A 21,035-nucleotide genomic window follows, 5' to 3' on the forward strand; every position below is an offset into this window, starting at 1 on the left:
TTAAAACTTTCTCTTGTTAAATATTTTACTGAAAATACTTCCTTTGATTATATATATGGTAATCAATACTATTGTTGCTATAAATTGCCACATAATAGACATATGTATGAATATATAGCCAATAGCAATAATAATGCATATAAACGGTATAATTATTCTTAGGGCTATATTGAATATTGGTGATAGTTTAGTATTTGTGCTTTTAAGTATTTCATAACTAAGCTTTTGAGCATCATAAATCCAACCTATAATGAATACGTCAAATAAGAAGATAAATATGATGACTATATGAAGAGCGCTCATATTAGAGAAATCAACGTAAGCGATACCAGATTTGATAAAAAATATAGTTATAATAAAGGGAATTAATAGAGCTAGCAGTTTAGTATATAATTTCGTTCCAATTTGAAAAATATACTTCAATGATGTAACAAAAACTACTAGGTTTAGTGTTGTGAATATCACCTCAAGTAATAAGTAATACATTGGATAATTTGTTTTTACTATTTTAAAAATAGTTGTAATTTGTATACTCTCTGTTGGTTGTAGGTAGCTTCTGTAGTCACCTAATATGGCATATATAGTTATACAAATCATAAACGAAAAAATTATATTATAAAATATACTTTTAAATGCACTCGTCTTAAGCTTATTAAAGTTATTGTCACCAATATTTATAATGTTTTTATAAAATGCTATTGATATAAAATTGCTTAATATTGCGTAAACTAAAGCCAATCCAAACATACAACGAAGTTGTTCAGCCTTTTGATAGTTTATGCCAAAAAGGAAATCTTTTATTCCAATTATCCCTTGCGGGGTATATATGACTATTAACATTAATACAGTCACTAAATATAGAGATATGTGAGCTGTAGTCTTAAGCGTCTCATTTAAGTTTATTTTTTTCTTATCAGCAAGTATAAACATTAAAAGGATCGTAATGAATATTGCTAATAGAGATGTGTATATTGGGAAGTTGTTACTAAATTTTAAGCTTTGATTACTCAGTCTATCAATAGCTGGAATATTATCAAAAAAATCTAAAACATAAGTTGACATGTTAAACATAATAAGAGCAACAAAGATAATCATTATTCCAGTTAATAATATACTAACAGGTTTAAACTTATTGCTGCCTGTGATTCTATAGACTAATTTATTATGAGAATTTAAGTCAGGGAAAGCTTTTTGGAAATATATTGCTATGAGGTTCATTGGATAGCATAATAAAACCAGAAAAGCGATATAAGCGTAGAAAAATTCTAGTCCGTTATATTTGAAAACATTTGAAAAGAATCCGAAGCTAAAGCATATAGATGCAGACACTAGCCCTGTAATCAAAGGTGTCGAAGTTTGTTTAATATTCATTAAATTTCCCTGTCATGTACTAATTAATAGCGCAGTAATTACCGCGGAATGTTATGTTTACAATTAGCTTAGTACTTTTGTTGTATGAAACCCAAGTTGTACACATTAAAGCACCAAACTGTACAAAGTGAGGATTTCTATTTGCCATAATTAAGCTATTCATTGGATTGCCAGCAAAAGCAGGAGTATTTGGATTTACTGCTTTTCTGACATATACATAAGTTTCAATATTAGGATCTGGAGATACTTGTATAACATCGTTGGGCATACCGAACTCTTTAGTATAAGAATAGATGTTTTTGCCAATCCATGCTTTTTGTTGTTCTATATACTTTTGTTTAGTAGCACATGAAAAAAGTGCTAATGCTAGTACTATTAAAGCTATTATTTTAAAAGAGTTTTTTTTCATATATTTTCTTCCTATTTTATAAAGCCAGTTTTTTTCATGTATATAGTAAGTAATGATACTGCAGCAGGGGTTATGCCAGGTATACGAGATACTTCTCCTAATGTTGTGGGCTTTTGTTCAGTTAGTTTCTGAAGAACTTCATTTGAAAGGCCTTTGACTTGAGAGTAGTCAAAGTTCTCAGGTATTGCTTTTAGTTCAAGAGTCGATATTTTTTCGATATCTTTATTTTGACGCTCTATGTAACCAGAATATTTAGCAGAGATCTCTATCTGTTCAATCACAGCCTCATCATTCAGTTTTAAGTTAACATCAGGAATTTGTTGTAATTTTTTATAGTCTAACTCTGGACGTTTTAGTAAGTCAAAAAGAGTGCTTTCACGAGTCATTTTTTTATCTAAATACTTTTCTAAGTCACGAGCTTTTTGGGTTTGAGGACCAATCCAAGTATTTTTCATCATAGCTATATTTTCATCTATAGCAGTTTTTTTATTGATAAAAAACTCTTGATCTTGTTTGTTTAGCAATCCTAATTCACAGGCTTTATCGGATAGTCTTAAATCTGCATTATCTTCACGTAAAATTAGTCTATACTCTGCACGGGATGTAAACATGCGGTAAGGCTCTTTAGTACCTTTGGTTATCAAGTCATCTATCAATACACCCATATAGCTATTAGAACGAGTTGGATACCATGATTTATCACTGTCTAGACTAATGGCAGCATTTATACCAGCGACTAAACCTTGAGCTCCAGCTTCTTCATACCCTGTGGTTCCATTAATTTGTCCAGCAAAGAATAAATTTTTAATATGCTTAGTTTCAAGGGTTGGTTTAAGGTCTCTAGGATCAAAGAAGTCGTATTCAATTGCATAGCCTGGACGCATGATAAAAGCATTTTCAAAACCCTTAATTGAGCGTATATACTCACACTGTACTTCAAATGGTAAGCTAGTTGATAGACCATTAGGGTACAGCTCAATACTGTTTAAACCCTCAGGTTCAACAAAGATTTGATGTCTGTCTTTCTCTGCAAATCTTACAATCTTATCTTCAATAGAAGGGCAGTAACGTGGTCCTATACCTTCTATAAGTCCACTGTACATTGCTGATTTGTCAAGATTGTTTGTGATAATCTCATGAGTTTTTGTGTTAGTGTAAGTTATATGGCAAGGTATTTGTCTTGGATGTTCAATTTTTCCTTTTGAGAAAAATGAAAAGTGTGGTGTTGGGGTGTCACCGTGTTGTACATCCATAACACTAAAATCGACACTTCGACAATCTATACGTGGAGGAGTGCCTGTTTTGAGTCTATCCACTCTAAATGGTAATGCTCTTAAGCGAGCAGCTAATGCGTTTGATGGTTGATCTCCCGCTCGACCTCCAGCTTTAGAAACTTTGCCTATATGTATTTTACCTCCTAAAAATGTCCCAACTGTAAGAACAACTTTTTTTGACTTGAAAGTTATTCCTGTTTTTGTGATAGCTCCATATACAATTCCATTTTCGACTACTAAATCATCTACAGAATCTTGGAAAATATCTAAATTTTCTTGACCATTAAGTAAAGAATTAATAGCCTTTTTATATAAAACTCTATCTGCTTGAGCTCTTGTTGCTCTAACAGCTGGGCCTTTTCGAGAATTAAGGATTCTAAATTGAATACCTGCCATATCAATGGCTTTTGCCATAATACCGCCCATGGCATCTATTTCTTTGACCAAGTGACCCTTGCCAATTCCACCAATGGCTGGGTTACAGGACATTTGTCCAATTGTGTCAATATTGTGAGTAAGTAGTAGAGTTTTTGCGCCTATACGTGCTGAAGCAGCAGCAGCTTCAACGCCTGCATGACCGCCCCCAACAACAATAACATCATAAGTATTGTTATAAATCATAAAGATAAATGTGTATTTTATTTTAATGCTATTAAATTTTACTATATTTTAAAACAAAAATAACTATTCTAGTGATATTAATTAAGTAACTTTTGCAATATAATTCCTAAAATGTTTTTACTACTAAAAGTAGATTTGTAAATGCTTAGTATTAGTGAGATATATCATAAATATGTTGATCAAGACCCTATGAAAGTATTTCAAGATGGAGCTATCAAATCTGCAATTATACTTTTTTCATTTTTAGGTCTCGCAGCATTTTTAAATATTGATAAAAATCTTACTATTATAATTATATTATTTATGGCTAATTTGGCTGGAAGTATTCTGCTGGGGAGTATACAAGCTAAACGTTTGGCTTTTGCATTATATATGATTATAGCCATAATTATCGTTAATATATCTCCATATGTTCACCCTTTGTTTGAAACTAATTTTATGCTAATAGTGTTTGTCGCTTTTATAGCATTTTGGTTTAGAAGGTTTGGAGAGGCTTTTACTATATTTCCGATGATGATTGTAGTCATTACTTGTATTTGTTTTGTGCGCTATCCATTGGAGAAGGACAATCATTTACATTTTACTCTTACAGCTATTTTGATTGGTTTGATTGTTTATCTGGTGATTATTAGAAACTACAAACTAATGAAGGCTAATGATGTTAGTAAAGTATTTAATGAGTTTTTAAAAAATTTTGTGCGTAACTATATTGATACATTTGAAAAGGCAAAATATAGAAGGTTTACACAATCAAATGTTGTTGAAGTAAGTAATTTAAAGTACCAAAATATAAACTCGTTTAAAAATCATGGCTTAATGTTCTTACGTAAAAGCCATCAAGAGCAATGGCGATATTTAAGTCATAACTTAGTGGTTTTTAATCGCTTAACATCAAAATTTCTACTGGTTTATAAAAAACTTACTATTGATTATGTTCGTTTAGGTTTTGAAGAAAGTGAAGCAAAAAAATTATCACAAGATTTAGAAAAAATTTATAAAAACACAATGTTTTTGATGTTATATATACAAAAATCTGCTGAAGTTTTTGAAAAAAAATCTGAGGATATATCTCATTTGAAATATAAGTTTGAAATGAACTATATCCATAAATATCAAAGAGATAAACAAAAAAGAAAACTTTTATTTAGTAGTTTATTATTTTTGGATGATATGTTTATTGGTTTAGAAAATATCAGAGAGGCGTATTATGATCTTATTTAAGGATAGATATGTAGATAAGCTTTCTGATACTACATTATTAGCCATAAGGGTTCTTATAGCATCGATAGTTGGATTAGTAATTTGTTATTTGATATTTAGTTTAAGTGGTGATGATGACTTTAGAGATAGGATATATTGGGTGGTTATAGCAGTAGTTAGTGTTGCAGCTAGTACCAGTACAAGTGTTGTTTACACTAGAGCTAAAGCGATTGTTATTTTCTCATTGCTGGGTACTTCAATAGGGTCTATAGTATTGTTACTAATCCAAAAAAATATACCTCATAATTTTACATTGGTTGCTGCACTGTGTTGTTTTGCTTTAGCATTGTATGTATATACGATGTTTTTAAACTATGCAACTAGTGTTTTTTTTATACATGTATATTTAGTAATGTACTTTGGATTATTTATTGGTTGGGACAAAGAATTATTTTTTGTTAGGGTTACATGTGTAGCAATAGGAACATTAAGTATAGTTTTGATAACTTTCCTTACTAGAGGGCGAAAGAATAGAGTGCTTTTTAACAGAGATATGTATAGGATCTATTCTGAGCTTAAGGATCTTGTTAATAAAGTTGACTGTAGTGTTGAGAATAGGAAGATTATTTCATTGATAGAAAAAAGTATTAAGCTTAATGAAACTTTAGTAAATGCTAAATATGAGTTTTCTGATACAAAAAAATATTATGAATATAAGAAAGTATTGATACTTATAGATGAATTGTTGATTAATCTAAGGACATATAGAACTTTATTTATGCAACAAAAAAAACATGATGATGATCTATACAAAGAATTTGTGTATTTTACTAAAGAGCAAATACAAAGTAATTTTAAGAAAATAACAATTAGGTATGATAGATTATTAGCTCAAAAGTAGTTTAGTTTATCTCACTTTTGTTTTCGTATTCTTTATTGAAATTAGTTTTGAGATAATTTATTAAAGAGCTTATTCTTTTGAGTTGATATTTTACGGGTAGTGAAATGATAGAAAGCTTTGTTTCTTCTCTATATTGAGGTAGTATTTCGACTAATCTACCATTTTTGATATCCGCATCAACATAAATATCTACCAATCTGGTGACTCCTAATCCTAGAAGAGCTGCTTGTTTCATAACTCTGCCATTAGTTGCATGAAAACCATTGTTATGAATATGGAGGGTGTATTTATCATTTGTAGAGTTAAAATTCCATTGTTTGATACTACCGTAGATTAGAGGAACATCTTCAAGATGTCTTGGGTCGGATATCTCACTATATCTCTCAAAAAAGTCTTTACTCGTTACATACTTGGTAGTAACAGTTCTAAGCGGTGAAACTATCAAGTTTGAGTCAGGTAAGTTACCCATACGGATAACTAGATCATAATCGCTATCTATGAGATTGATTCTATTGCTAGAGAAATCAAGATGAAGATTGACTTTTGGATGTAGTCGCTGGAACTTCAAAATTACAGGGGCGATAACATCTTCACCAATTATTCCTCCAACACAGTTGATTTTTATATTACCACTTATTTCGTTGTGTTCTTGGCTAGTTAGTTGCGTTGCTATATCAAGGTCTTGGAGAGCTTGCTTACATTTCTTATAATAATCTTGTCCTATTTCGGTAAGACGAACATGTCTAGTGCTTCTATATAGTAGTTGAACTTTAAGGTGGCTTTCTAGATCTTTAATATTTTGGCTTAGGTTTGATTTGGCCATACCTAATATATCTGCTGCCTTTGTAAAGCTTTGCTGTTCTGCGACGTGGATGAAACATTGGATACCTCGCCAATAAATATTGTTCATTATTTAATAACAATGTTTTATGATTATTGGTATTTATCAGTTTAATAAGTTTGTATAAAATTTACAACCAATGAAACGGTGTAAATACTAAAACAAAAAATAAAGGAGAAATAGTATGTCTAAATCATTAGTTGTAATCACTGGGGCAAGTTCTGGAATCGGAGCAGCAATTGCAAAAAGATTTTCTGAAGCAGGCCATTCACTTTTGCTAATAGGTAGAAGAATAGAAAAAATAGAGGAATTAAATTTACCTAACACAATGATTCGTAAGGTAGATGTAACAGATGCTCAAGCTCTAAAAAAGGCTATAAAAGAAGCTGAAGCTGAATACGGTCCAGTTGAATTATTGGTTAATAATGCAGGTCTAATGTTGCTTGGTCAAATTGATACACAAGATCCTATTGAGTGGCAAAAGATGTACGAAGTGAATGTATTGGCATTATTAAATGGTATTCAATCTGTATTGGGTGATATGAAGGCAAGAAAAAGTGGAACGATTATAAATATCAGTTCAATTGCAGGCAAGAAGTCTTTCCCTAATCACGCTGCATATGTTGGTACAAAATTTGCAGTATCTTCAATGAGTGAGAATATACGTGAAGAAGTTGCTGATGATAATGTTAGAATAATGACAATTTGTCCAGGTGCTGTAGAAACTGAGCTTTTAAGTCATACTACATCTGATCAAATTAAATCAGATTATGAAAACTGGAAAGAGTCTATGGGTGGGGTTTTAGTAGCAGATGATATTGCTCGTACAGCTATGTTTATGTTTAGCCAACCACAAAATATAAATATACGAGAAGTTGTAATTGCTGCAACTAGACAGCCTGCATAATCTTACTTTATAAATATAAAAATTATTCTTTAGAGTTTCTATTGAGTCTTTAAATCAAGCTTATTTCTAATATTCAAAATTATTAATCATTATAAAGGTATGTTAAAATTCTAAGCTAATAATTTAATTAAATATGAGCTTATTCTTTAATGTTTCAAAATCAAACTTTTTTATTTTATGACTTAGAAACTACTGGTATTAACAATTCTTTTGACCAAGTATTACAATTTGCTGCGATTCGTACAGATTTGGACTTTAATGAAATTGAAAGGTTTAATTTTTTTGTGAAGCTAAATCCTGATACAACTCCATCTCCAATTGCAACGATAACGCATCATATTTCTATTGCTCAAGCAAATACTGGTGTGTCAGAATATCAGGCAATTAGAAAAATTCATAAAATCATAAATACACCAGGAACTATTAGTATAGGTTACAATACACTTGGATTTGATGATGAGTTTTTGAGATTTGCTTTTTATAAAAATATGCTACCTCCATATAGTCATCAATTCAAGAATGGTTGTTCAAGAGCTGATTTGTTTCCAATAGTTACTTGCTATTATTTATTTTGTAATGATGCTCTTAAGTGGCCTAAAGTTGTCGATGAAGAAGGACAGCAGAAAATATCTTTGAAGTTAGAAAATTTAAATACTGAAAATAATCTATATAGTGGTGGTAGAGCTCATGATGCTATTACAGATGTAATTGTCACAGTAGAGTTAGCTAAAAAGTTAAGAATAGCTAATCCTAAAATGTGGCAGTTTTTATTGGCAAAGTTTAATAAGCAAAATGATGAAAATACTCTAGCTCAACTAGATATCGGTATAGAGGTCGGCGGTATTGGGTATAGACAAGCAATTGCAGTAAGTGGAGTTTTTGGCTTTAAAAATAATTTTATGTCGGCCATATTAGATATTGGTCAGCATAGGCATTACAAAAATCAAGAGATATTTCTTCGCTTAGATAGTTATTTATTTAGTGAATTTATAGAAGAATTTGGCAGTTTAGAAGCAGAACATTGGCGACTGACTGTAAATAAGAAATGGGGTGATATTCCTCTAATATTACCTGCTAAAACTCGTTTTGTGGGGAGATTACCTCAAGATAGACTGGATTTGATAAAGGCAAATAAGGAATTTATAAGAAACAATCTAGAAATATTTACTAATTTTGTTGATTATGTATTGGAATATAAGTATCCAGAGATTGAAAATGTTGATATAGATGCAGCGATTTATCAAAGTGACTTTATGAGTGCCGCTGATGAAAGGGGTTGTGATAAATTTCATACTTCACAAATTTATCAAAAAGCGCAAATGCTTAATCAATTACCAAAATCTTATTATGACAGAGCTGTTAGGATAGTTGGTAGATTAGACTTTTCAAAACTACCTGATAAAGCACAGATGGAGTTTCAAGAGTATTTAAATAAGATTGTTAGCCTAGATAATGATGAGCTTCTGATTGACCATAAAGGCAAAACTCGCAAAACTTTGGAAGATATCTATCAAGAAATGCAAGATTTACGCATGAATCGTGATCTGACAGAAGAACAACAAGCTTTGCTATATGAGCTCGAAGAATATCTTTTTTAAAAAGACTTTTTATACTTTAGTTTTAGTCACTATTTTTTTTAAGAGTTATAGTGATCCAAAAACTGTAACCGATGATACTGACTTTAATAGATTTTTTGTGACAGCATCTGGAGGTTGGGGACATCTTAGTTCGTCTCCACATAATACAGGAGTTTTTACCACCACGGCAGGATATTTTTTCAATAAAAATATTACGGGCGAATTTAGATATCTTGGTTATTTTGCTAGCAAACAAGATACTGAGCTTAATGGTAATTCATACTTAGGGCTTGTTAAGTATAATTATGAGTTGTTTAGTGGGGTAAGAGCAGGTGCGGGTGTGGGCCTTGGTATTGGAAGTAGCTTTCAAAAAAATAAGCTTTTAGGGCTAAGTTCCAGTAAAGCCTCGGGTTTGTTCGCAGTTCCAGTAAGTTTATCAGTTCCAACAGGTTTTATTGATAATATGGATTTCTTAATTACATATCTATATGTAAAATCTTTTGATAAGGGAGAAGCAAACTTTATAACAACAGGACTAAGCTATAGTTTTTAATACAGATATAAAGCTATGTTATAATAAATTCTCAAGGCTTTAGCACAGCTTTTTTATAAAAAAATTAAGTTTGAAGAATGTCAGAATATAAGTTTAAATTAGTAACAAAATATAGCCCAGGTGGTGATCAGCCCAAGGCAATCAAATCGTTAGTTGACGGTGTTAATGGTGGGTTACAGCATCAGGTTTTACTAGGAGTTACAGGCTCAGGTAAAACATATACTATGGCAAATGTGATTCAACAAACACAAAAACCATGTTTGATTGTTGCACATAACAAAACTTTGGCAGCTCAATTATATTCTGAGTTTAAGCAATATTTCCCAGATAATGCAGTTGAGTATTTTGTGTCATATTATGATTATTATCAACCAGAAGCTTATGTTGCAGCTTCTGATACCTATATAGAAAAAGATTCATCTGTAAATGAGCATATTGAACAAATGCGTCTTTCAGCTACCAAAGCAATACTTGAGCGTAATGATGTAATTATAGTTGCAACCGTATCGGCTATTTATGGTCTAGGTGACCCTGAGCAGTATATGCAGATGCTTTTGCATCTAAAAGTAGGAGAAGAGCTAGGGCTAAAAAAAGCTCAAACTAAGTTAGTAGAGATGCAATATTCGCGTAATGATATGGATTTCAGTCGAGGTAGTTTTCGAGTTAGAGGAGAAATATTGGATATATTCCCAGCAGACTCTGAAAAAGATGCTATTCGAGTAGAATTTTTTGATGATGAGATTGAAGCGATAAGTATGATCGACTCATTAACTTCCAAAAAAATCAAAACATTACATAGAGCAACAATATTCCCAAGTACACATTATGTTGCATCAAAAGAGCGTAAAGATATAGTTATAGAAGAGATCAAAGCAGAACTTAAAGAAAGAGTTAAATATTTTGAAGAAGAAGGTAAATTACTTGAAGCTCAAAGAATAGAACAACGTACCAAGTATGATATTGAAATGATTCAAGAGCTAGGCTATTGCACGGGTATCGAAAATTATTCAAGATTGTTATCAGGTAGAGCTCCTGGTGATCCACCACCAACATTGATTGACTACCTACCAGAAAATGCCTTAGTCATAGTTGATGAGTCGCACGTCACACTACCACAGTTTGGTGGAATGTACAAAGGGGATTTGTCTCGTAAGTCTAATCTTGTTAATTATGGGTTTAGACTGCCTTCTGCTTTGGATAATAGACCTTTGAAATTTAATGAGTTTGAGAATTTGTTGCCTCAGACAATCTATGTATCTGCGACACCAGCTAATTATGAACTTGAAAAGTCTCAAAACACTGTAGAACAAGTGATCAGACCAACTGGTTTATTAGATCCTGAAGTTTCTGTAAGACCTGTTGCTATACAAGTAGAAGATGCGTTATCAGAGATAAATAAGGCTATAGCTAAAGAAGAAAGGATTTTAATAACGACTCTAACAAAAAAAATGGCAGAAAATTTAACAGAGTATCTATCTGAGCATGGTGTTAATGTCAGATATTTACACTCTGATATTGATACTGTTGAGAGAGTCCAAATTATTCATGATTTACGTCATGGTGTATTTGATGTGCTTGTGGGTATTAATCTTCTTAGAGAGGGTCTTGATATGCCAGAGGTTGGAGTTTTATTAATTTTTGATGCTGATAAAGAAGGGTTTTTGCGCTCTGAGAAATCTCTTATCCAAACTATTGGACGTGTAGCTAGGAATCAAAATGGTAGAGCTATTTTGTATGCAGATATTGTCACAAAATCTATGAAAAAAGCTATGGATGAAACTTTACGACGTCGTAATCTTCAAAACGAATATAATCAGAAAAATAATATAACTCCTAAAACAATCATCAAGAGCATAGATGATATGTTAGATAGCTCTCCAGAAATGCAAAAGCGTGCTTATAAAAATAATTCGCGCTTAAAGGTTGATGATGTTGATGTTTCGGCTATACTAGGTATGACTGAAGCTTCGAAGGTTATCAAAGCTCTAGAAAAACGAATGAGAGCTTATGCAAAAGAGCTTGAATTCGAGCAGGCAACGGCAGTTAGAGATAAAATAACGGAAATAAAGCAGAAGTTTATTAATTTATAATTTTACGTTTTTAAACAAAGTATATTGGTATTATGGCTATTGAAAGTAAATTAAAAAAAGACAGGCTCTTTTTGCGCTTTACATGGGCTAGGTTAAGGAACTACCTGATTAGAGCAAAAAAAAGTCTATATGCATCTATTATTCTATGTGGTTTGATAGTTGGTGTTGATCTATATCTAGGAGATGTTGAATTTGTTACTCAATCGCTAGAGGTTGGATTTACATTAGCGTTTATACTATTTGTATTTTTCTTTTTAATAACAAAAGATGATAATCCTGTAGATATAATCATTTCAGGTGCAGAAGGCGAAACTACGGTTTTAGATGAGTTAAAAAAATTAGACAATAATTTTGTACTATTTAATCGAGTGGTTTTACCAGATGAGAAATCCACAGTTGGCAATAGAGAAATTGATTTTATTGCAGTATCTCGTAAAGGTATATACATAATTGAGGTTAAGAATAATCGTGGCTATATCGAAGTAGAGAACATGGCCGAGAGATGGAATGTATCAAAGACTTCTCAGAACAACAAAGTCTATGCAAAAACAATAAAAAATCCAATTAGGCAAACATTTGCACAGAAAAAAGTACTACAAACATACCTTTATAAACAAAAAATATATATAAAAGGTATTCCTGTTGTGACTGTTGTTATTTTTGCAAACGATGATGCTCAGTTAAGTGAAAATTTCATTGCAGATGATGCTAATCAAGCAGTTTTGTCATTAGGAAATCTAATACCTTTTATTAAAGCAAAAGAAGAATATCTAGAGAAGATGCCTACGCGTTCACGTAGAAAAATAATTCGTAAAATAGAGAAAAAGTAATGCTTGACGATAGGCCTATAGGTGTTTTTGATTCAGGAATTGGTGGTTTAACTGTCGTCAAGAACTTGATGAATATATTGCCAAATGAGGATATTATATATTTTGGTGATATTGCTAGAATACCTTATGGGACTAAATCACGAGCGACTATTCAAAAGTTTGCAGCCCAAACGGCTAAATTTCTGATTGATCAAGAAGTTAAAGCAATAATTATTGCTTGTAATACTATATCGGCTATTGCAAAAGATATCGTTCAAGAAATTGCTAAAACAGTTCCTGTTATTGATGTGATAAGTGCTGGAGTTAGCTTAGTCGATAGTCTTAAAACAGTTGGTGTCATAGCAACCCCAGCTACTATCAATAGTAACGCATACGCACTACAAATACACAAAAATAATCCTAGCACAGAAGTTTATAGTAGTTCATGTGGTCTTTTTGTATCTATGATTGAAGAGGGATTTATAGAGGGAGAAGTTGTTGAATTAGTAGCTAAACAATATCTTGAGTATTTTAACGATAAAAACATTCAAGCTCTAATTTTGGGTTGTACACATTATCCTATTATCAAAGATAGTATCGCTAAAGCTCTTGATGTAAAGCTTATAGACCCATCATTACAAGCTAGTAAGATGCTTCAGCAACTGCTTGTTGAAAATAATCTTTTGAATAAAAACAATTCTAATCCAGAGTATAAATTTTATGTTACAGATATTCCTCTGAAGTTTAGATCTGTTGGCGAGATGTTTTTACAAACACAGATGCAACATCTTGAAATAGTTAGTTTAGATAGTTACTAATAGAAAATGCTGGTTACTGACTTGACTTTGATTTAGATATACTATTAACTTTATACCGAAAACACAGGGGTGCATGATTTTTTTCGAATCATGCTGAGAGGATTTTCCAACCCTTTGAACCTGATCTAGTTAGCACTAGTGTAGGAAGTGTAGTTTGGTTGTATTTGCTATAGTTGTGATTCTATTACTGTATCAATTATACCTTTAATTTCATCTGCCTATACTAGTTTGAATTGAAAATAGGAGATGAAATGACTAACTCTAGAAATCAAGATATTCAAACCAATACAGAAAGCTCAACAATAACGATTAAATATCCAAATTCGGAAAAATGTTATGTTGAATGTCTTAGTACAGCACTAAAAGTTCCTTTTAGAAAAATTGCTCAAACAAATACAAATATCGAAGGTAATATCAGTATAAATCCAGATGTTTTTGTCTATGATTCATCTGGAGAGTATTCTTCAGGTAACGCGGTTGATATAGAAAAGGGCTTGTCTAGACATAGATTAAGTTGGCTCAAAAAAAATGAAGATATACAAGGTTTGGGATGTTTCTCATCAGACTATACCAATGCTCAATTTAAAGAAGATAAATTGAATTTTAGAAATAGGCATGTACCTATCAAAGCAAAATATGGTAAAAATGTTTCGCAAATGCATTATGCAAGAAAAGGTATTATAACTCCAGAAATGTATTATGTAGCAATTAGAGAAAATATTCTAAGAGCTAATTTTCATTTAAATGCTGAGTATACAAATCAACATCAGGGTGTATCATTTGGAGCAAATATTCAAAGAGAAATTACTCCTGAGTTTGTAAGAGACGAAGTTGCTGCGGGTAGAGCTATTATTCCGGCTAATATTAATCATCCAGAATTAGAACCGATGATAATCGGTAGAAATTTCTTGGTTAAAGTTAATGCTAATATTGGGACATCGGCAGTTACATCTTCTACACTAGAAGAAGTTGAAAAAATGGTTATAGCAGTAAAGTGGGGAGCAGATACTGTTATGGATCTCTCTACAGGTAAGCATATTCATCAGACAAGAGAATGGATTATTAGAAATAGTCCCGTACCTATAGGCACAGTTCCTCTTTATCAGGCTTTAGAAAAAGTGAATGGTAAAGCTGAGGATTTAACTTGGGAGATCTATAAAGATACCTTAATTGAACAAGCTGAACAAGGCGTTAGTTATTTTACAATTCATGCTGGAGTTAGAAAAGTCTTTGTTACATTAGCAGCAAACAGAATTACAGGGATTGTTTCGCGCGGTGGATCAATAATGGCTAAGTGGTGTTTACATCATAATCAGGAAAATTTTCTTTATACTCATTTTGAGGAAATTTGTGAAATTATGAAAGCTTATGATATTAGTTTTTCACTTGGTGATGGGTTAAGACCAGGATCTATAAACGATGCTAATGATAGTGCACAATTGTCAGAATTAAGAACTCTGGGGGAGTTAACTAAAATAGCGTGGAAGCATGATGTACAGGTTATGATAGAGGGACCTGGCCATGTTCCAATGCAATTAATTAAAGAAAACATGGATTATGAGTTAAAAGACTGTTTTGAAGCACCTTTCTATACACTAGGTCCATTAGTTACAGATATTGCTCCTGGATATGATCATATTACATCAGCAATTGGGGCTGCTCAAATTGCTTGGTATGGTACTGCTATGTTATGTTATGTAACTCCAAAAGAGCATCTTGGTCTTCCTAATAAAGAAGATGTAAGAGAGGGAATTGTTACTTATAAGCTAGCAGCGCATGCTGCAGATTTAGCAAAAGGCTTTCCTGGCGCTCAAATAAGAGATAACGCTCTATCAAAAGCAAGATTTGAATTTAGATGGGAAGATCAGTTTAATTTAGGTTTGGATCCTGATAAAGCAAGATATTTTCATGATCAAACATTACCCAAAGAGGGGCATAAATTTGCTCATTTTTGTTCTATGTGTGGGCCTAGCTTTTGTTCTATGAAGCTTTCTCAAGATCTTAAGAAAATAGAATCTAAACATGAGTAAAGTCTCAATCCTAGGATCAGGGCTTATGGGTAGAGTTTTAGCACTTTATCTAGTTAAACGATATCCTAATTTAAAGATCGATATCTATACCGATAGTCTGAATTATAAGACTAGCTGTGGCTATTGTGCTGGAGGTATGCTTGCTCCAGTAACTGAGCTAATAAGTTGCCAAAAGCATGTGTATGATCTGGGATTTAATAGCTACGATCTTTGGTATGAATTAAATGTGTTTGTTAATGAAAGTCTAGGTATGGATGACAGCTTCGTAAAAAAGATTAATACCTGTGTTGTTGCACATAATCAAGATAAATATGAGTTGGATTTAGCTATTAGAAATATAGATTTAAGACTAAAAAACTTAGATACAAAGCCTCTTATAGATATATGTTCTACAGAAAAGGTACATACCCTTAATAAAGGACTGTTTTTATCAAGTACTCTTTGTGAAAAAGCTCTAATAGCAGATGAAGCATTAATTGATGTTCCAAAATTCTTTGTATTAACACAAGAGTTATTTCTTAACCTCGAAAATATAAAAATTATTGAAACTACTAAAGAACAATTCTATCGAGAGTGTTTTGATAAAGAGTATGAGCATATATTTGATTGTACAGGTATCTCAAGTGTTGATGATATCAAATTGTATGGTGTAAGAGGGGAGTCGATTATTTTAGAAAATAAAAGTATTAAGTTAGATTCTGTTATTAGGCTTTTACATCCGAGACACGCTATTTATTTGATTCCTAGAGAGAATGGTATTTTTTATCTTGGTGCAACAAGTATTGATAGTAGTGATTATTCTAAGATTTCTGTACAGAGTGCATTAGAGTTGCTAAGTATGTTAGTTACGCTAGATAAGCGTTTTTTAGAAGCAAGGATATTGAAAACTTTAACTAATGTGCGTCCGATGAGTATCGATGATAAGCCAATTATAAGTACTAAAGGGAATATAACATATCTAAATGGTTTATCACGACATGGATACTTGTTTTCACCAATGGTTGCACAAACTGTTATAAAGAATAATTATGATTTTGGAGGCTGAATATGCGTATTTTGTTTAATGAAAAAGAGCTAAATTTTGATAATAGTATAACAGTTACAGATTTATTAAAGAGCCAAAAATTTGAATACCCTTGTTTTGCTGTAATGCTTAATAATAGCTTTATAGCAAAAAGAAGTTATTCTGAAGTTTTTCTTAAAAATAATGATGTGGTTGTTACTGTTCAACCAATGCAAGGAGGATAGGTTATGCTTGAGTTGTATGGAGAGCAATTTAACTCAAGATTTATATTAGGAACAGCCTTGTATCCTAGTATTGAAATTATGCTTGAAGCTATAGATAAGTCAGAAACAGATCTTCTGACCGTATCCTTAAAAAGGTCTGCAAAAAATGTGAATGTTAAAAATCAATTTTGGGAGGAGTTAAAAAATACAGGGTGTAAGTTTTTACCGAATACTGCTGGTTGTAGAAACTCTCAAGAGGCAATAGAAATAGCAGAAATTTCACGTGAAATATTTGCTACTAATTTTATTAAAGTTGAAGTTATAGGAGATGACTACAATTTACAGCCTGATTCTGTCGAGCTAATAGACGCATGTGAGAAGTTAGTAAAAAGAGGGTTTAATGTTTTACCTTATACTATAGATGACTTAGTAATTGCTAAAAAATTAATTGACGTTGGTTGTGAGGTCTTAATGCCTTGGGCAGCGCCAATTGGTAGTGGTAAAGGATTGGTAAATCCATACGCTTTGAAAGTTCTAAGAGAACGATTTGATAAGATTAAACTAATTGTTGATGCAGGTATTGGCGTGCCTTCACAAGCATGTGAAATTATGCAGATGGGCTATGATGGTGTATTACTAAACAGTGCTGTAGCATTAGCTGGAAATCCCGCTAGTATGGCTAATGCTTTTAAATTAGCAATATATGCAGGAAGAGAAGCTTTTAAAGCGAAAAGGATGATTGAAAGAGAAATTGCTGTTCCATCAACTAATTTAGTAGATACACCATTTTGGCACCAGTACTAAGAGATAGTGTTATGCGTGATATATTTTTGACCATAGGTGGCTCAGACAGTTCATCAGGAGCGGGTATTCAAGCGGATATCAAAACTGCTAATAACATAGGTGTTCATGCTTGTACAATTATAAGCTGTGTTACTGCACAAAACTCAACCAATATCTTGAATATTGAAAAGGTTTCTAAAGGTATTTTCAAAGAACAAATACAAGCAATAAGTAAAGAGTTTAAGATTAAAGTCATCAAAACTTCAGTACTATCATCTACTGAGCAGATTGATATTGTTGTAGACTTGTTGAATGATTTAAAAGATGTGTTCTACATTTGTGACCCAGTGATGGTGAGTACCACAGGCTATAGCTTGGTTGATTATAGGGCTGTAGAATATTCTAAGCAAAAGCTTTATCCATTAGCTAATATTTTAGTACCAAACCTTGATGAAGCTAAGATGCTTCTTGATGAGCATGTTTCTCCTAATGTCGAAATTGCTGAAATAGCTAAAGCAATACAAGAAAAATACAACTGTAAAAGTGTACTTTTGAAAGGGGGGCATGATTCTGATAAAAATATATCTTTGGACTGCTATTATACTCCTGAAGTTAACTATACATTAACATCAAAAAGATATAAGTTAGATGAAAAAGTAAGAGGAACAGGTTGCACTTTTGCAAGTGCTATTGCTAGTTTTTTAACTTTAGGGTTTGATGTCAATAATTCTATTATTCTAGCTAAGTCATATATTTCTAACGCTATTAAAAGTAGCCAAAAAATAGCATCGCATGGATTCTTCATTGTAGATTCTAAATATATAAATAAACAAGGATTATTTCCTAAAGTAAGTGTGCATGGTAAAGATCTAAGTATAAAATTTAGATCAATTAATAAAACTGGCTTTTACCCGATAGTCGACAGTGCTGATAAGATACCTAGTTTAGCTAACTTAGGGGTTAAAACTATACAGCTTAGAATTAAATCAAATGATAGTGAGTATATACAAAAGCATATTGTAGAAGCTGTAGAGTATCAAAACAAATATGGTCTGCAATTATTTATAAATGACTACTATGAATTAGCAATTAAACATAAAGCTTTTGGTGTACATCTTGGGCATGAGGATTTATTAAGTATAGATAGGCAAACTTTATTAAAAATTAAAAATACAGATATAGCATTAGGCCTAAGTACACATGATTATTATGAGTTAGCAATAGCTTTGGGAGTTAATCCTAGTTATATAGCTTTAGGTCCTATATATACGACAAATACTAAAAAAATGAAATTTGCACCACAAGGTATCAATAAGATTCATGAGTGGTTAAATATCACTAATACGCGATTGGTTACAATTGGAGGTATAAAGAAGAGGCACATTCAGTCTATAGCGAATATAGGAGTCGATGGTATAGCTGTAGTCACACTAATAGACGAGATATCTAATTATGAAATACAAAATATAATAAAGTTATTGGAGAAGTAGATGATTTATCATCATAAAATATCAGAATCTGAACTTGAATATTATAAGCGACAAATTATTCTTGATGGTTTTGGTATTGATGCCCAAAAAAAATTAAAAAAGTTTAAAGTGTTGCTTATAGGTGTGGGTGGAGTGGGCTCACCTGTAGCCACTTACCTAACTGGTTTGGGTCTTGGAGAATTGAGTATAGTTGATGATGACTCGGTTTCAATATCAAATTTACATAGGCAGGTTTTATTTGATATTGATTACTTAGGGGAAAGTAAAGCAGTCATAGCTAAAAATAGGTTGCAAAAGCTTAATCCGTATATAAGTATAACTGCAATTACACAAAGGTTAACTAATCATAACTATACTAAACTAGATATGGAGAAGTATGATTTAATAATAGATACAAGTGATAATTATTTAACTAAAATACTAAGTAATAAAATTTCATTAGAATATTCTATACCCTTATTATCAGGAGGAGTTTTAGGGTTGGACTTTCAAGCAGGAATATTTAATATTAGCCATAGTTCGGCATGTTTAAATTGTTTATATCCTGATCTGGATAAAGTAGAGCACAAGAGTACTTTAGGAGTTATTGGCATGGTAGCTGGTCAGGCAGGCTTAACTCTGGCGAACTTAGCAATCAATTTTTTATTAAAAAAACAAGACTATCAGAGTTCTACTTTATATAGATATAACGCAACATCAATGCAACTAAATAAATTTGATTTGTCCAAAGACATTGATTGTAACCTATGTTAGTAATTTGTATTTTTTATAGATTTAAATTCTTCTAAATAAAGCTAAAAAAATGTATGATTTGCTAAACTCGATTATTAAAGTGAGTATTGTAAATGTACGATAAAGACAGTAGAAATGTTATTTTATTAGCTGGAATTGGTGCAATTCTTGAGTTTTATGATTTTGTTTTATATATGATTTTTTCTAAAGAAATCTCAGCAACTTTTTTTGCTCAAATTACAAATCCTACTATCAAGGCATTTTTGACAGTATTAATATTCTCCATAGCATACCTTGTTAGACCGTTTGCAGGAACTATATTAGGGATTGTTGGTGATTTGATAGGGCGAAGACGTCTACTATTATTTACAATATTATTAATGGGAAGTTGTTCATTGTGTATGGGATTGATGCCTGGATATGCTCAGTGGGGACTATATGCGAGCTTTGTGTTTGTGTTATTACGTATTTTGCAAGGTATTGCTTTGGGTGGAGAGTTGCCTGGGGCTTATGTTATTGTATATGAATCAGTTAAAGGTAAAATAGGTTTTGCCACCGCTATATTATTTACGTTTGTAACAGGTGGATTTTTATTTTCTGACTTTGTAGGTTTTGCTCTTGAGTATATATTTGGTGATTTTGCATGGAGAGCAGGATTCATTATTGGGGGGCTATTAGGATTTGTCGGTTATTATGTGCGTCGCAATCTTCATGAAACACCTGAATTCGAGAATATTGATAAACAAAAAAGACACTCTTTTGGCTCTTTAGTTTCAACTTATGGACCAAATTTGTTCGCTGGGATATGTATAGTAATTATAGTAGCTTTTGGCGGCGTAATGTTGACTCTGTATATACATAAATTTGTTGAAGATATTTTAACTGGATATAATTCTGGTCAAATCTCGTTGATTCTAACACCAAGTGTTTTAACACTTACTTGTTTTACTTTTATTTTTGGTTTTTTATCAGATAAAGTTGGCATTGCAAAAATGTTTATAGCTGGTGCTGGGCTTATTGTGATTTGTGCTTTACCAGTATTTTATTTGATGAGTTGTATTGGTAATGTATCGGCAATTGTTTTAGCATCTATAGTTATTATGTTGTGTTATGCATTAGTTGCGGCTACCTTTATATTTTTACTTTGTGATTTGTTTCCGACAGATGTTAGATTATCTGGAGTAGGTCTTAGCTATAACCTTGCTTTTGCTATAGTTGGAGGAATCGCTCCTTTAGTGAGTACAACAATAATTACAATGACAGCATATAATTTTCTAGGTCCATCTCTTGTTGGCATTGTTTGTGGTGTAATTGGGTTATTAGGAGTGTATGTTTATTCAAAAAGAGGTGGCTATCATAAAAACAACAAAGATATGATAGTTAAATTGTAAGTAGTTTTAGT

General features: G+C 32.0%; 19 protein-coding genes and 1 riboswitch. Of the genes, 15 read left to right on the forward strand and 4 right to left on the reverse strand.

The annotated features are described in order from the left end of the window. Genes F7308_RS05720 through mnmG form a run of 3 tightly spaced genes read right to left on the reverse strand, consistent with a single transcriptional unit; the run spans position 1 to position 3,675 of the window. Positions 1–1,371, reverse strand: coding sequence for a hypothetical protein (locus F7308_RS05720; protein ID WP_013922904.1), 1,371 nt, complete (start codon positions 1,369–1,371; stop codon positions 1–3). Positions 1,372–1,390: 19 nt separating this feature from the next. Then, positions 1,391–1,780, reverse strand: a complete 390-nt coding sequence (locus F7308_RS05725; protein ID WP_013922905.1) for a hypothetical protein — start codon at positions 1,778–1,780, stop codon at positions 1,391–1,393. Positions 1,781–1,791: 11 nt separating this feature from the next. Further along, on the reverse strand, positions 1,792–3,675 hold the full coding sequence (gene mnmG, locus F7308_RS05730) for a tRNA uridine-5-carboxymethylaminomethyl(34) synthesis enzyme MnmG (protein ID WP_013922906.1): 1,884 nt from the start codon (positions 3,673–3,675) through the stop codon (positions 1,792–1,794). Between the two features lie 141 nt (positions 3,676–3,816). Here mnmG and F7308_RS05735 point away from each other — a divergent pair, with 141 nt between their 5' ends. Both F7308_RS05735 and F7308_RS05740 read left to right on the forward strand, forming a co-directional pair. Then, positions 3,817–4,896, forward strand: coding sequence for a hypothetical protein (locus F7308_RS05735; RefSeq protein WP_013922907.1), 1,080 nt, complete (start codon positions 3,817–3,819; stop codon positions 4,894–4,896). Then, the gene (locus F7308_RS05740; protein WP_013922908.1) at positions 4,883–5,776 is read left to right on the forward strand and encodes an FUSC family protein; all 894 of its coding nucleotides are present in this window, start codon (positions 4,883–4,885) and stop codon (positions 5,774–5,776) included. Before F7308_RS05735 ends, F7308_RS05740 begins: the two co-directional genes overlap by 14 nt. Position 5,777: 1 nt before the next feature. Here the strand turns inward: F7308_RS05740 and F7308_RS05745 are convergent, their stop codons facing one another. Further along, entirely contained in the window at positions 5,778–6,686 is a 909-nt protein-coding gene (locus F7308_RS05745; protein WP_041263718.1) for a LysR family transcriptional regulator, read from the reverse strand. A gap of 115 nt (positions 6,687–6,801) precedes the next feature. Between F7308_RS05745 and F7308_RS05750 the strand changes: the two genes are divergently transcribed. The 13 genes from F7308_RS05750 to F7308_RS05810 all read left to right on the forward strand — a co-directional run bounded on the left by F7308_RS05750 (position 6,802) and on the right by F7308_RS05810 (position 21,024). Beyond that, complete coding sequence (locus tag F7308_RS05750) at positions 6,802–7,524, forward strand: SDR family oxidoreductase (RefSeq protein WP_013922910.1); 723 nt, start codon at positions 6,802–6,804, stop codon at positions 7,522–7,524. 149 nt (positions 7,525–7,673) lie between these two features. Continuing rightward, positions 7,674–9,122, forward strand: coding sequence for an exodeoxyribonuclease I (locus tag F7308_RS05755; RefSeq protein WP_013922911.1), 1,449 nt, complete (start codon positions 7,674–7,676; stop codon positions 9,120–9,122). Continuing rightward, entirely contained in the window at positions 9,097–9,654 is a 558-nt protein-coding gene (locus tag F7308_RS05760) for a hypothetical protein (RefSeq protein ID WP_013922912.1), read from the forward strand. The genes F7308_RS05755 and F7308_RS05760 overlap by 26 nt, the downstream gene beginning before the upstream one ends. A 77-nt stretch (positions 9,655–9,731) precedes the next feature. Next, the gene (gene uvrB, locus F7308_RS05765) at positions 9,732–11,744 is read left to right on the forward strand and encodes an excinuclease ABC subunit UvrB (RefSeq protein ID WP_013922913.1); all 2,013 of its coding nucleotides are present in this window, start codon (positions 9,732–9,734) and stop codon (positions 11,742–11,744) included. Between the two features lie 32 nt (positions 11,745–11,776). Next, entirely contained in the window at positions 11,777–12,574 is a 798-nt protein-coding gene (locus F7308_RS05770) for a nuclease-related domain-containing protein (protein WP_013922914.1), read from the forward strand. After that, complete coding sequence (murI, locus tag F7308_RS05775) at positions 12,574–13,371, forward strand: glutamate racemase (protein ID WP_013922915.1); 798 nt, start codon at positions 12,574–12,576, stop codon at positions 13,369–13,371. The genes F7308_RS05770 and murI overlap by 1 nt, the downstream gene beginning before the upstream one ends. A 55-nt stretch (positions 13,372–13,426) precedes the next feature. Next, positions 13,427–13,535, forward strand: a riboswitch (TPP riboswitch). 87 nt (positions 13,536–13,622) lie between these two features. Beyond that, positions 13,623–15,401 carry a phosphomethylpyrimidine synthase ThiC gene (gene thiC, locus F7308_RS05780; RefSeq protein WP_013922916.1) on the forward strand — a complete coding sequence of 593 codons (1,779 nt, stop codon included), beginning with the start codon at positions 13,623–13,625 and terminating at the stop codon, positions 15,399–15,401. Beyond that, complete coding sequence (locus F7308_RS05785) at positions 15,394–16,446, forward strand: FAD-dependent oxidoreductase (RefSeq protein WP_083817028.1); 1,053 nt, start codon at positions 15,394–15,396, stop codon at positions 16,444–16,446. Before thiC ends, F7308_RS05785 begins: the two co-directional genes overlap by 8 nt. A gap of 2 nt (positions 16,447–16,448) precedes the next feature. Beyond that, complete coding sequence (gene thiS, locus F7308_RS05790; protein ID WP_013922918.1) at positions 16,449–16,649, forward strand: sulfur carrier protein ThiS; 201 nt, start codon at positions 16,449–16,451, stop codon at positions 16,647–16,649. A 3-nt stretch (positions 16,650–16,652) separates the two neighbouring features. Continuing rightward, positions 16,653–17,432 (forward strand): thiazole synthase, encoded by a 780-nt coding sequence (locus F7308_RS05795; RefSeq protein WP_013922919.1) that lies wholly within the window; start codon positions 16,653–16,655, stop codon positions 17,430–17,432. Positions 17,433–17,443: 11 nt separating this feature from the next. Continuing rightward, on the forward strand, positions 17,444–18,901 hold the full coding sequence (thiD, locus tag F7308_RS05800; protein WP_013922920.1) for a bifunctional hydroxymethylpyrimidine kinase/phosphomethylpyrimidine kinase: 1,458 nt from the start codon (positions 17,444–17,446) through the stop codon (positions 18,899–18,901). Beyond that, positions 18,902–19,654 (forward strand): HesA/MoeB/ThiF family protein, encoded by a 753-nt coding sequence (locus F7308_RS05805; RefSeq protein ID WP_013922921.1) that lies wholly within the window; start codon positions 18,902–18,904, stop codon positions 19,652–19,654. It begins immediately after the preceding gene. Positions 19,655–19,746: 92 nt separating this feature from the next. After that, a complete protein-coding gene (locus F7308_RS05810) occupies positions 19,747–21,024 on the forward strand; it encodes an MFS transporter (RefSeq protein WP_013922922.1) in 1,278 nt (425 codons plus the stop codon). Positions 21,025–21,035: the final 11 nt, after the last annotated feature.

Source organism: Francisella salina, from assembly GCF_000219045.1.
GTDB classification, from domain to species: domain Bacteria; phylum Pseudomonadota; class Gammaproteobacteria; order Francisellales; family Francisellaceae; genus Francisella; species Francisella salimarina.

Coding starts and splice junctions, on each gene's coding strand:
- F7308_RS05720 (WP_013922904.1), bottom strand. CDS start 1,371: ATGAATATTAAACAAACTTCGACACCTTTGATTACAGGGCTAGTGTCT.
- F7308_RS05725 (WP_013922905.1), bottom strand. CDS start 1,780: ATGAAAAAAAACTCTTTTAAAATAATAGCTTTAATAGTACTAGCATTA.
- mnmG (WP_013922906.1), bottom strand. CDS start 3,675: ATGATTTATAACAATACTTATGATGTTATTGTTGTTGGGGGCGGTCAT.
- F7308_RS05735 (WP_013922907.1), top strand. CDS start 3,817: ATGCTTAGTATTAGTGAGATATATCATAAATATGTTGATCAAGACCCT.
- F7308_RS05740 (WP_013922908.1), top strand. CDS start 4,883: ATGATCTTATTTAAGGATAGATATGTAGATAAGCTTTCTGATACTACA.
- F7308_RS05745 (WP_041263718.1), bottom strand. CDS start 6,686: ATGAACAATATTTATTGGCGAGGTATCCAATGTTTCATCCACGTCGCA.
- F7308_RS05750 (WP_013922910.1), top strand. CDS start 6,802: ATGTCTAAATCATTAGTTGTAATCACTGGGGCAAGTTCTGGAATCGGA.
- F7308_RS05755 (WP_013922911.1), top strand. CDS start 7,674: ATGTTTCAAAATCAAACTTTTTTATTTTATGACTTAGAAACTACTGGT.
- F7308_RS05760 (WP_013922912.1), top strand. CDS start 9,097: ATGAGCTCGAAGAATATCTTTTTTAAAAAGACTTTTTATACTTTAGTT.
- uvrB (WP_013922913.1), top strand. CDS start 9,732: ATGTCAGAATATAAGTTTAAATTAGTAACAAAATATAGCCCAGGTGGT.
- F7308_RS05770 (WP_013922914.1), top strand. CDS start 11,777: ATGGCTATTGAAAGTAAATTAAAAAAAGACAGGCTCTTTTTGCGCTTT.
- murI (WP_013922915.1), top strand. CDS start 12,574: ATGCTTGACGATAGGCCTATAGGTGTTTTTGATTCAGGAATTGGTGGT.
- thiC (WP_013922916.1), top strand. CDS start 13,623: ATGACTAACTCTAGAAATCAAGATATTCAAACCAATACAGAAAGCTCA.
- F7308_RS05785 (WP_083817028.1), top strand. CDS start 15,394: ATGAGTAAAGTCTCAATCCTAGGATCAGGGCTTATGGGTAGAGTTTTA.
- thiS (WP_013922918.1), top strand. CDS start 16,449: ATGCGTATTTTGTTTAATGAAAAAGAGCTAAATTTTGATAATAGTATA.
- F7308_RS05795 (WP_013922919.1), top strand. CDS start 16,653: ATGCTTGAGTTGTATGGAGAGCAATTTAACTCAAGATTTATATTAGGA.
- thiD (WP_013922920.1), top strand. CDS start 17,444: ATGCGTGATATATTTTTGACCATAGGTGGCTCAGACAGTTCATCAGGA.
- F7308_RS05805 (WP_013922921.1), top strand. CDS start 18,902: ATGATTTATCATCATAAAATATCAGAATCTGAACTTGAATATTATAAG.
- F7308_RS05810 (WP_013922922.1), top strand. CDS start 19,747: ATGTACGATAAAGACAGTAGAAATGTTATTTTATTAGCTGGAATTGGT.